This is a genomic window from Streptomyces torulosus, from assembly GCF_001419765.1.
In the GTDB taxonomy this organism is placed as follows: Bacteria; Actinomycetota; Actinomycetes; order Streptomycetales; family Streptomycetaceae; genus Streptomyces; species Streptomyces torulosus.
Window position 1 is genome coordinate 1 of sequence record NZ_LIRK01000358.1, and the last position, 11,097, is coordinate 11,097.

The 11,097-nt window shown below is 71.4% G+C and carries 10 protein-coding genes; 4 read left to right on the forward strand and 6 right to left on the reverse strand.

Annotated elements, in window-relative coordinates; genetic code table 11:
* The 3 genes from AOK23_RS48020 to eccE form a co-directional block, all read right to left on the reverse strand.
* Positions 1–1,554, reverse strand: a 1,554-nt coding sequence (locus AOK23_RS48020; protein ID WP_276205758.1) for an SCO5717 family growth-regulating ATPase, incomplete at its 3' end; no start/stop codon positions are given.
* Positions 1,555–2,048: 494 nt separating this feature from the next.
* Entirely contained in the window at positions 2,049–2,759 is a 711-nt protein-coding gene (locus tag AOK23_RS24730) for a hypothetical protein (protein WP_107102862.1), read from the reverse strand.
* Positions 2,760–2,911: 152 nt separating this feature from the next.
* Entirely contained in the window at positions 2,912–4,249 is a 1,338-nt protein-coding gene (gene eccE / locus AOK23_RS24735) for a type VII secretion protein EccE (protein ID WP_420823742.1), read from the reverse strand.
* A gap of 195 nt (positions 4,250–4,444) precedes the next feature.
* Here eccE and eccB point away from each other — a divergent pair, with 195 nt between their 5' ends.
* From eccB to AOK23_RS24755, 4 genes are all read left to right on the forward strand, one after another.
* Positions 4,445–5,980 (forward strand): type VII secretion protein EccB, encoded by a 1,536-nt coding sequence (gene eccB / locus AOK23_RS24740; protein ID WP_055714850.1) that lies wholly within the window; start codon positions 4,445–4,447, stop codon positions 5,978–5,980.
* Positions 5,981–5,993: 13 nt separating this feature from the next.
* Positions 5,994–7,271: a type VII secretion-associated serine protease mycosin gene (mycP, locus tag AOK23_RS24745; protein WP_079049679.1), complete on the forward strand. Its 1,278-nt coding sequence runs from the start codon at positions 5,994–5,996 to the stop codon at positions 7,269–7,271.
* A gap of 163 nt (positions 7,272–7,434) precedes the next feature.
* Positions 7,435–7,776, forward strand: coding sequence for a WXG100 family type VII secretion target (locus tag AOK23_RS24750; RefSeq protein ID WP_055537236.1), 342 nt, complete (start codon positions 7,435–7,437; stop codon positions 7,774–7,776).
* 37 nt (positions 7,777–7,813) lie between these two features.
* A complete protein-coding gene (locus tag AOK23_RS24755) occupies positions 7,814–8,122 on the forward strand; it encodes a WXG100 family type VII secretion target (protein WP_055714852.1) in 309 nt (102 codons plus the stop codon).
* A 51-nt stretch (positions 8,123–8,173) separates the two neighbouring features.
* On the opposite strand, the gene AOK23_RS24760 is transcribed toward AOK23_RS24755, so the two are convergent.
* The 3 genes from AOK23_RS24760 to AOK23_RS24770 form a co-directional block, all read right to left on the reverse strand.
* Positions 8,174–8,491 carry a DUF397 domain-containing protein gene (locus tag AOK23_RS24760; RefSeq protein ID WP_055714853.1) on the reverse strand — a complete coding sequence of 106 codons (318 nt, stop codon included), beginning with the start codon at positions 8,489–8,491 and terminating at the stop codon, positions 8,174–8,176.
* A gap of 41 nt (positions 8,492–8,532) precedes the next feature.
* The gene (locus AOK23_RS24765) at positions 8,533–9,147 is read right to left on the reverse strand and encodes a hypothetical protein (protein ID WP_055714854.1); all 615 of its coding nucleotides are present in this window, start codon (positions 9,145–9,147) and stop codon (positions 8,533–8,535) included.
* A gap of 3 nt (positions 9,148–9,150) precedes the next feature.
* On the reverse strand, positions 9,151–11,097 hold a 1,947-nt coding region (locus AOK23_RS24770; protein WP_055714855.1), incomplete at its 5' end, for a DUF6571 family protein.

An 11,097-nucleotide genomic window follows, 5' to 3' on the forward strand; every position in this document is an offset into this window, starting at 1 on the left:
CGGTACGTCGTTCGGGGGATGCGGGGGCGTGGGCGTGCTGGGGGTGCCCGGAACGGCAGGCGCACCCTGCGCCATCGGGGCACCGGGCGTACCCGGCGCCGTCGGTGAACCAGGCGCACCCGGTGCTGCATCGGCCGGGCCGCTCCATGCCGCGGGCGCACCCTGCGGGGCCTGCGGGTGGATCGGCTGCTGCGGGACCGCCGACTGTGTGGGGTCCGGGGCCTCCGGGAACGCCTGTGCGGCAGGGGCCGACGGCTCGGACGCGGGCCACTGCGCGGCCGGTGCGGGCGCGGCCGGTGCGGCGGGCTGGTACGCGGGCGGCAGCGGCGGCAACCCGCCCTGCGGGGCCGGCGGAGGAGTCCACGCGGGAGGAGTCTGCGGCACGGCACCGGAGGCGTCCGGCGAGGCGGGCGCGGCCGGTGCGTCCTGCGGGGCCGTGCCCTCGGCGTTCGCGGTGACAGGGGCGGTGTTGGCGGGCTCGTCGGCGCCCGGGCTGGACACCTGCGGGGTGGCGTCCTGGGGAGCGGCGTCCTGCGGGGCGGCGGCGTTCGCCGGCTCGGCCTCTCCGGCGGCGGCGTCCGAGGCGACGGCGTCACCGGGCTGCTCGCCCTCCGCGCCCCCGGCTTCGCCGGACACCTCAGCGGCCGTCGCACCCTCAGCGTTCTCGCCGCTCGGGCCGTCCTCGCCGGATGCGTCGGCACCCGCCGAGCCCTCGGCGCTCACATCACCAGGCTCGGACTGGTCCTCCACCGCATCGGCTGGTTCGGCGTCGGCCCCGGCTACGTTGGTGGCACCCTCCTGACCCTGGCCCTGGCCCTGAGCAGTGCTCTCGACCGAACCGTCGGTCCCCGAACCGCTCTCCGCGGTTCCCTCGGCGGCCTCGGCTTGGACCTCGGGTGCTTCCGCACCCGCACCTGCGTCCCCAGCCTGCGCCTCACCACCGGCACCCGCACCGGCGCCCGCAGCCCCGTCGGCGACCACCTTCGCGTCCGAGGCAGCCTCCGCACCCCCACCGGGGGCAGCGGCAGCCGCATCTCCAGGCGCGGCCCCTTGCGCGATGTCACGCTTCAGCGTGGCGGCGGAGATCCGCATGGTCGCGCCGCTCTCGATGTCACCGTTGTCGATGTCGGCCGGAGCGGGTGCGGGAGTGGGAACAGGAGTGGGCGTCTGGGTGGGAGCCGGGCCCGGCGTGGGCGCGGCGGCCACCGGGGGCCACGGCGGGGGATAGGCGCCGCCCGACGCCGTACCCGCCATACCGACGGGCGGCCCGACCGGCGGGGCCTGCGGAGGTGTCACGGGTCCGGCCGCCGGAGCGATTCCTCCCGCACCCGCACCAGCACTGGCATCGGCACCCGCACCGGACCCCACGTTCGTCCCCGCCCCCGACTCCGGGTCCGAACCGGCCCCTTGCGGCGAGGCGTTCTGCGTGTACCAGGCAGGCGGTGCGTAGTCGATGGTGAACTCGCCCGTCGTCTCGATGGCGGACTCCGCGTCGGACTGGTCATCGCCGGGCGTGGCCCAGCCCCCGCGCATCCCGTCCCGATCGCTGTTCACAATTCCTCCTGGTGTGGTCGAGCACCCTCAAAGTCGTACCGGGGCCGACCGTTCTCGTCGTTCGAGCCGTGTCGTCCTGAACGTCGTGGTGTGCGCCCCCGGTCCCAGCCTAATCACCACGAGCGTGACGACGGCAGGCCCGTCCGCCCCTCCGCGCCCGCCCGTTCCGTCACACCCTGCCCGGAGGTGACACGCGCACCCTCAACGGGACTGTCCCATCCGGTCATTACCGCAAAGCAAGCAGAACGAGACACCTAGAGACGGACTCCGGAGACGGACACCCGACGAGGACACCTGACGCGGAACCCGACACGGACACCTCACACACGCACACCCGACACACACCGGGGAGGAGCCCTGAGATACCCACCCGAGAGCGGCAGCCGGAGAGCGGCCGTCACAGCTGCCCGGAGCGATCCGACGCGTCGCCCCCGAGCGGGCGCGCGCCGCCCGGCGGATGCGCCGAGGACGCGCCCCGGACCGGGCGCGCACCCTCAGTCCATCCGTCGGGGCGTCCCCAGCAACCCCGTCTCCGCGTCGGTCGGCTGGGTCATCACGTACTGCCGGTCGCGGTCGGCGCACCACAGCGTGACACCGTCGGCGAGCGTCGGCAGCGACTCCACGTCCGCCCGCGGCAGCGCCATCGTGCGCCCCAACTCGGCTGCCTCGTCCGGCGAGACCCGTTGTACGCCGACGAGCCGCGCCTGACGGATGAGCCGGGGGGCCACCGGGCTGAGATACGGCAGCAGCGTCAGCACCGACTGCCAGGGCCCGGAGACCACCCGGCCGCGCGGCGGGCGCATACCGCAGTCACGCACCACCAGCACTGGGTTGCCCGCCGACGCGCCCTGCGGCGGCACCCGACCCACGTCGTACACGGTCATGCCGTTCTGGCCGCCGCCCATGGCGTGCACCATCTGCATCCACAACTGTGCCCGCCCGGTCTCCACGGCGACCCGCGCCCCCGTCGCCGCCGCGCGCAGGGCGAGGACCTGGGCGGTCCAAAGACCGCCGATGAGGACGACGTCGTACGGAGTGGGCCGGTTGACGCCCAGCACCGCGGGCTGGCCCTCGGCGTCCACCCCTATGACGACCCCGTCGTCCCCGATGGGCAGCGCCAGCGTGTCCAGTTGCTCGGCGGAGAGTGTGTGCCGTCCGTGCCGGGGCCCGATGAGTCCGAGACCGGAGCGCACCCGCTCACGCACCCGCTCCCCGACGGACGGCCCGGTCGAGGCCCCGCCCGACACTGAACCGCCCGGCGAACCCGGTGGATACGCCCCCTGCGGCTGGGACCCCTGGGGCTGGGAGCCTTGCGGCTGTGGACCCGGCGCCTGTGCCCCCGCGCCAGTCGTCACCGTCATCGAGCACCCCCGAGAGGCAGCGTGGCGAGGACACCTGGCAGTTGCTCGCGGTCGAGGCGCGCGAGCCCTGTGCCGGTCTCGCGGGCGGCGTGCTCCAACGCGCGGCGGGCCGCCACGAGTTCGTCGTCGCTGCGTCCGGTCACCCGCAGGTGCCCGGTGAGCGTCACGTCCTGCCGCTCCCCGCGGGCCAGGGTCAGACTGAAGGTGGTGGCGAGCGCGGGCACGGCCGTCAGCGCTCCCACGAGCCGGGGGAGCGAGGGCCCCGGCCCGCCCAGCTGCGGCCAGCGCCGCACCCAGTAGGTGGTGTGCCGCCGGTTGTCGCACCGCCAGCTCCGACCGGACTCCTCGGTCCGCCGCTGCGGAGTGTCCGTGCGCCCGGCCTCCGCCGTCACCAGCGGATTGGCGCAGGCGGAGGTCGCGACGGCGGCGATCAGCTCCTCCTCGTCGAGCACGGTCGCCCGGAACCCGGCACCGGTCAGCCGGCTGGCCAGATGGTCGGCGACCCGTACGACGCACTTCTGGGCGCCCACGAGCCCGCCCCCGCGCATGGCGACGGCCTCCGGGCACAGTTCCGGGTCGAGCTTCAGGGCGATCCAGGTGATACGGACCGCGGGCGCGCCCGTCCGGGCCTGCAACGGGGCGTAGTTGCTGACGGCCACCGACTGCTGGGGCAGGTGGATGGCGGGCGCCGGCTGGGTGTGCAGCACGATCTGCGCCCCCTCCAGCCGGATGCCGTCGACCTCCAGAGCGTCCCGCACCAGCCCCAACGGCAGTGGCCGCCGGCTCCGTTCGGCGCGCAGTGCCGTCACGTCCGCCTCGACCTGGAGGACGGCCGTCACGAAGGTGCCGTCCCCGATGATCCCGACGGGCCGGCGCTCCCGGCCGCCGTACGCGTACGTCCGCAGGCTCGGGTCGCATTCGACGGCGGGCGCGAGGCCCGGCTCGGTCCCCGGGCGTATCTCCGAGGCCGCCGCCTTCTTCTGCCGCGCCTTCAACGCCCGTGCCGTGGCCAGCCATTCGGGCAGTGAGCGTCCCCGGCGGCGTACGACGGCGAGGAGGACGAGCAGGACGGCGACGACGGCCGCGGGGATCAGCGCCAGGGGACCCACGGCCCAGCCGACCAGCAGGACCGCGACGGCGATCTCCAGCAGAACGATCCGTTGCAACCGGAACGACCCCGACAGCCCCGACCGGGACCGCAGGTGCACCGCACCCGCCGGGTCGGGCGCCGCGCCGGGAGCGGACGGCCGGCCCGCGGGGTGCGGCGCCGGGGTCGGGGAATCTGGTGTCCGCGACCGGTCACGCGACCGGGTCAGCGCTCCGGAAACCCTCACTCCGTCCCCCCGTTCTGCCCACAACTCACCGGAATTTCCCAGGCCCACAGGCCCTCGGAAGATCCAGGTACCCTACCCGCTCCACCGAGCCGTCCCCGTACCAGGCATAGTAGGGGGCCGGTCTGACAACGGCGGGCGGGGGACGGTGACCCCCTAGCGCCGATCAGGGCGAGACACGGGGAGATTCACGCAGACATGGCATCTCGGCGGGACCAGCTCAACGCCTACACCTTCGCGAAGCGCCGTATGCTCGCGTCCTTCCTCCAGTCGTCCCCGGACGGTTCCGACGAGGGGGCGCCGCGCCCGCTGCGGGCCGTCCTGCCCGGCACCATCGTGGGAGTCGTCATCGTCGCCGCCTTCGGGGCGTGGGGGATGTTCAAGCCGACGGCGCCGAAGGACTGGGACAAGCCCGGCGAGAAGGTGATCATCGCCAGCAAGTCCACGACCCGGTACGTCGTCCTGGAGACGGAGAGCGGGACGGGCAGGAAGACCCAGTTGCATCCCGTCCTCAACATGGCCTCCGCGAGGCTGCTGCTCGCGACCGGCAAGGGCGAGGTCGTCACCGTCGACGAGTCGGTCCTCGACAAGGGCGACATCCCGCACGGCGTGACGATCGGCATCCCGTACGCCCCCGACCGGCTGCCCTCCGCCGAGGAGGCAGGCGCGAAGAAGCGCTGGGCGGTCTGCGAACGGCAGGCACCGGGCGGCAGGGCCATCCAGAAGGCGGCGTTCGTCCTCGCCTCCCGCGACATGAACCGCACCGAGGGCCGCGACAAGCTGCGCGGCGGTCAACTCCTCGACGTGGTGGACCCGGACGGGAACCGCTACGTCGTGGACGCGAGCGGCACCGCGTACGAGCTGGACGGCGACGACGAGTTGCTGGTGCGGGCCGTCGTCGGATCCGCCAGCACACCCCAGCGGGTGAGCCGGCAGTGGCTCGACACCCTCCACCAGGGTGACCCGATCACGTTCCCGAAGGTCGTTGGCCGGCCCGGTGCCCCGGCGGACGTCCCCGGTCTGCTGAGGGACGAGGACAAGAAGGTCGGCATGGTCCTGAAGGCCGAGGACGGGAACGAGGAGCAGTACTACGTGGTGCTGCCGGACCGGGTCGCGCCCGTCTCCAGGTTCGTCGCCGAACTCCTCCTGAGGAGCAGGGACCTGGTGCCCGTCGGGCAGAGGGGCAAGGAACTCGGGGTCGGCGCCGGGCAGATCGTTCCCGGCGAGCCGTTCGAGGCGGACAGGGCGTGGCCGACCCTCAAGGCGGTCGCCGTCAACGGCGCGTCGAAGACCGGCCGGGACCGTGACACGGTCTGCGCCGTCCTGCGGGACGTCGACGAGAAGAACGGCGCCACCACCCTGAGCACCTGGGCGGGCGGCGACTTCCCCGCGACACTGGCCACCGGCTCCTCCAGCGCCTACGTCACCCCGGGCTCCGGTCAGCTCTACCGCCAGTTCAAGGGCGAGGAGACCAAGGCCGGCGGTGTCTTCCTCGTGACCGACACCGGTCTGCGCTACGCGCTGCAGTCCAACGCGGACGGCGCCGGGGACGACGCGGGCATCGGCATCACCAAGGAGGAGCGCAAGCAGCTCCAGAACGAGGTGCAGCTCGCCCAGATCCGCCTCGGCTACGGAGACCTGGACCCGGCCGTGATCCCCGCCGAGTGGTCCGTCTTCCTGCCGACGGGCCCCCGACTGTCGACGGCGGACGCGCGCCAGCCGCAGGGATCGTGACGGGGAGCCCTTGATGCGACAGGAAAGCCGCCCCGCGCCGCCCTCCTCGTACGCGCGGGGTCGACTCGCCCGCGTGGCCGCCGCGACGGCCGCCGCACTCGTCACCGGCGGCGCCGTGACGGTGACGCCCGCGGCCGCGGCCTCCCCCGACGAGTGCGTCTTCGACAACAAGAAGTACGAGGGCCGCCCCTGGTCCCTCCAGCGCGTCCTCCTCGACGAACTGTGGAGCCAGTCGAAGGGCAGAGGCGTACGGGTCGCGGTGATCGACACCGGCGTCGACATCCGCAACGAGCAGCTCAAGAACGCCGTCGACGTCTCCAGCGGAGCCAACTACCTGCCTGCGAAGGACGACAAGGGCCGGCCCGTCGACCGCGGCAAGGCCAACGGCACCACGGACACGGTCGGTCACGGCACCAAGGTCGCCGGCATCATCGCGGCCCGCCCCGCGAAGGGCACGGGGTTCGTCGGACTGGCCCCCGAGGCGATCGTCATCCCCATCAAGCAGAACGACGCCGAGGGCCGCGGCACGACCAAGACGCTGGTGCGGGCGATCGACCACGCGGTGGCCGAGAAGGCGCACGTCATCAACATCTCCCAGGACACCGCGAACGCGGTCGAGCCCGACGAGTCGCTGAAACGGGCGATCGACAGGGCCCTGCGACAGAACATCGTGGTCGTGGCGTCGGCGGGCAACGACGGCCTCGGCGGCGACGACAAGAAGACCTACCCCGCGTCGTACGACGGCGTCCTCGCGGTCGCCGCCTCGGACCGCAACAACGAACGGGCCCCCTTCTCCCAGTCCGGCGACTTCGTCGGGGTCGCCGCACCCGGCGTCGACATCGTCTCCACTGTTCCCCTGGGCGGGCACTGCTCCGACAGCGGCACCAGCTTCTCCGCGCCGTACGTCGCCGGGGTCGCCGCCCTCATCCGCGCCAAGCACCCCGATTGGACCGGCCCCGAGATCGTCGCCCAGATCGAGCAGACCGCCGAACGCTCCTTCGCGGGCCACGACCAGCGGGTCGGCTGGGGCGTCGTCGACCCGGTCCGCGCCCTCACGGACGACGACCGGCCGATCGAGTCCCCCGACCCACGGGAGGGCCTCAGCGAGGCGGAGGCACCGACAGCCGCCGAACTCCACCTGGGCGAGACACCCCAGGAACGCAGCGAGCGCTACGCCACCTACGCCCTCGGCGCGACGGCCGTCCTGGCCGCGCTCATCGCCGGCACCGCCGTGGTGGCGCGCGACGCACGCCGCCGCACCGCCAGGAGCAAAGGCTCCGCATTCGAGTAGCAAAGGGTCCGCGCGGCCGTCCGCCGACGCAAGACCCCTTTCGCAACTGACTTCTCACCAACTTCAGTTGGACGCAATTTACACAGTGACTACAGTGGTCCTTCGAGTGGGGAATGCACCGATGTGAAGGCCGCGACACAGTTCGGGAAAGGGAGTGCGAGACATGACGGACGGACGGAAGCTCAATAGTGAGAGCGTCTGGCTGCTGGAGAAGGGGATCATCGACCGCTACGACGACATCAAGAAGCTCCTCGGCCGCCTCCAGGGAACGATCGACATGATCGAGAAGAACTGGACGGGTCAGGGCGCGATCGCCTTCGACAAGAAGCAGACCGAGATCAACGACCACGTGGTGGCCCTCGGCCGCATGCTGGAGAAGGTCCTCGAGGGCGTCAACCTCAACCGCAAGGACAAGGACAAGCTGGAGGACGAACTCCACCAGCAGATCACCCGGATCGACGTCCAGGACCTCGGCGGCAAGACCTCGGCCCTCAGCAGCTACTAGTCCCGGCGACAGCCACCACCAAGGAGACAAGGCAGTCATGACGAACGTCAACGGCGACTACCAGGACCTTGCCGTCAAGTACGGCACGCTCGACGCCCTCACCACCGAACTCGGCAACCTGGCCCGGGACTTCGAGAACCAGATCCAGGCCCTCAAGGCCGACGTCGAGAAGATCGCCGAAGGCTGGGGCGGTGAGGCCCACGAGGCCTTCAAGACCCAGCACAAGGACTGGGACACGCACGCCAACGGCATCCGCGGCGCCCTCATGGCCATCGGCCACCGGATCGGCGACGCCGGCGGTGACTACCGCGGCGGCGACCTCAAGGGCGCGAGCTACTTCCTGTGACGTGACCCAGCGAGCGGGTGGGCACGTCGGTCCACCCGCTGCTGCGGTCCGCTACTCCACCGCGAGCCCGCCGTTGTGCGGCGCCGGCTCCAGGTCGAACTCCCCGTCCCGCGCCCCGAGAACGAACGCCCGCCACTCGGCCTCGGTGTACCGCAGCACCGTCTCGGGATCGAGCGACGACCGCATCGCGACGGCGCCGCCCGGCAGATACGCGATCTCCACCCGCTCCTCGTGCTCCTCCGTACCCGGCGCGGAGTGCCACTCCACCCCCGAGATGTCGAGGGCGTACAGCTCGTTCTTCTCCCGCTCCTTGCGTGCCTTCACGTCCTCGGCCTGAGCGCCGACCTCGGTGTCCGGTGCGTCGGTCATCCTGATGAAAACCTTCCTGACGTGCGAACGAACCGTGCGAGTCACCCTACTGCCCCCTTGTCGCAGCGGGCCTTCCGATGAGCGAAGACGGCGGCGTTCTTGGCCAAAACGATCAGATGTGTACGCAGCGCGGTTCCGTCGGCGTCGCCCGGCTGCTTGAGATGCACGACCACACTCAGGTGCCGCCGGAGGCCGTGCGAGGTGCACGGCAGATAGACGGCGGCGACCCGGGGGGAGGCGACGGCTTTGTCCCCGGCGGGGAAGGGGGTGAGGGAGGAGGCAGAGTCGTACTGTTCCACCACTTCCTCGATCCAACCGGAGGGGCGGTCGTACTCCAGCATCTGTGCTCCCGCCCAGAGGAGTTGCTGACCCTCCCCGTAGACGAAGCAGTCACTCTGGAAGGAGTGGTCCATCTCGTCCCGGCGAGGATCGGGCACGCTGTCGTAGAACGAGTAGGTGGTCCTGTCAGGGACGACGGCCCTCAGCGCGGGGGCAGTCCGTGACCGGGTGCCGAGCGTCGCGCAGGTGTCCGCCGCGTTGATCACTCCTCTTCCTGTGAACGGGGGAAGCTCGAACGCGTACGCGGCACCCGCCAGGAGCACCAGGACCGAGACGATTCCGGAGGCGATGAGGAGCTTGGATCGTGTTGCACTCAACCGTCAGTCCTCCGACTCCAGTTGCCGGGGAATTCCCTCGCCGTTGAAGTAGCGGTGAACGTTGTTCGCCGCACTGTCGAACCCGTCCTGCGCCGAACTCGCGACCGTCGCCTCAATCAGCGGTGACCTTCTTCCCGTGTTCTCGCCCGCCTTCCTCGCCGCTTCCTCGACCAATCGGTATGTCGAATCCGCGGTGTCCTGGAATTGCCGGCCGTTGCGATAGACGACGTCCCCGGCGGAGTCCTTCAGGGACCCGTCGGTGATGGCGCCGATGATCTCGTCGGCCGCCGTTCCGGCCACGCCGCCGATGACGATGCCGCCCGGACCCACGACCGGGGCCGTCGCCAGCCCCACGCCGATACCGACCGCGGTTCCGCCCCACGTGCTGGTGGTCTCCAGGACGGAGTTGTAGTCGGCGTCCTGCGTGCCGCCCTCGATCTCGCCCTCGTAGGCGCGTCCGGCGCCGATGGTTCCCTGGATCTGGCCGGCCGTCCGGGCGATCTCCCCGATGCCGTCCTTGAGGCAGTCGGCCCGGCTGTGCGCCGGGTCGTCGATGTAGGCGTCGGGATGCTCGAAGTGGTACTGCATCAACTGCGTCGTGTAGCTGTGCTGGCCCAGGTTCACCGCGGCGTACCCCTCGGGGTTGCGCCCGAGCGTGTACAGGAAGCGTGTGAGGTCCTGCTCGCCGAGTTGCGCGGCGGTTCCCGCGACGGGGAACAGGGCCCGGTCGCTGGACAGCCCCGCGTGCAGGCCGCGGTGGATGTCGGGCATGTACTCGGCGGCGATCTGGCCCACGCTGTCGGACATGTAGCCGTGGCCGGTGAGCCGTGACGGGTCCTCCGCGACCGATCGCACGAGGGACTCCACGAGCTTCGCCTGCTGCGCGTTGTGCGCCGGGGTGTCCGCGGTGGGCATCTCGCCCGCCGGATGCCCGGTCGCGGCCGCCTCCAACGCCAGGGCCAGATTGTTCCTCCCGGTGTGCAGTTCGTCGCCGTGGGAGTCGTGCTCCTCGGGCCACTGCCGTTCCTCGAAGAGGTACTGGAAGTTGGACAGCGAGACCTTTCCCTTGTGGCCGTCGCCGTCCGTGTCCCTCTCGAAGGGGTTGTCCGGATCGTCCTTCGCGACGTACTCCTGGCCGAGGAAGCTCGTCGCGGCGTCCGGGCTGCGGGAGAGGCCCTTCAGGAAACCGGTCAGCGGGTCGGCTCCGCTGTCCTCCCCGATGTGGTTGAGGGTGTGCGAGGTGCCGCTGGCCCCGCCGAACTCCCAGACGTCGTTGCCGCTCTCACCGTTGCCGGTGAGTCTGCGCTCGGCGGCCATCAGTTCGGTGCCGTAGCGGTTCAGGAAGGCGTCGTCGTAGTCACCGACCCGCATCAGGTTGCTCATGACCTGGAAGCCCGTGGGGCCCACGTTGTGGCCACCGATACGGGTCTCACCCAGGCCGATCATGTCGCGTTTCCAGTCGGCCATCGCGGCGGAGTCGCTCCGGGACGCGCCCGCGAGGGTGAGGCTCAGGTGCCGCTGGAGATCGTCGAACCGGTCCTCGCGACCTTCCCACAGTGCGTAGGTGCCGCTCGGGTCGGTGATCCCGGTCCAGAACTCCAGGGTTCCCCTCGGGCCGAGACGCGTGGCGAACCGTTCGGCGAAGAGTCCGTCCTTGCCGTACTTCGCCAGTCCGGCGTCGAGCCGGTCGAACTCCTCGACGGTCAGGTCCTCGGGGTTCTTCCTCGCGAGGACGGCCAGTTCGTCGGCCTCCCTGACCGCTCGAGCCGCCGCGTCCCGGTCCTGGTAGCGGGCGTCGGAGAACCCCAGCCTGCTCTGGTCGGCGATCGCCTTGAGGACCGTACCGGCGGACTCGTCGATCTCCGTCGCCCTGTCGAGGATCCCCTGGATCTCCTCCCGCAGGGCACTGATGTCGCCCCGGCGATCCCCGCCCCCGCCTCGATCCTTCCC

What these genes read in the sequence shown, in the direction of transcription:
- eccB (WP_055714850.1), top strand. Translation starts at nt 4,445, where the DNA reads ATGGCATCTCGGCGGGACCAGCTCAACGCCTACACCTTCGCGAAGCGC.
- mycP (WP_079049679.1), top strand. Translation starts at nt 5,994, where the DNA reads ATGCGACAGGAAAGCCGCCCCGCGCCGCCCTCCTCGTACGCGCGGGGT.
- AOK23_RS24750 (WP_055537236.1), top strand. Translation starts at nt 7,435, where the DNA reads ATGACGGACGGACGGAAGCTCAATAGTGAGAGCGTCTGGCTGCTGGAG.
- AOK23_RS24755 (WP_055714852.1), top strand. Translation starts at nt 7,814, where the DNA reads ATGACGAACGTCAACGGCGACTACCAGGACCTTGCCGTCAAGTACGGC.
- AOK23_RS24760 (WP_055714853.1), bottom strand. Translation starts at nt 8,491, where the DNA reads ATGACCGACGCACCGGACACCGAGGTCGGCGCTCAGGCCGAGGACGTG.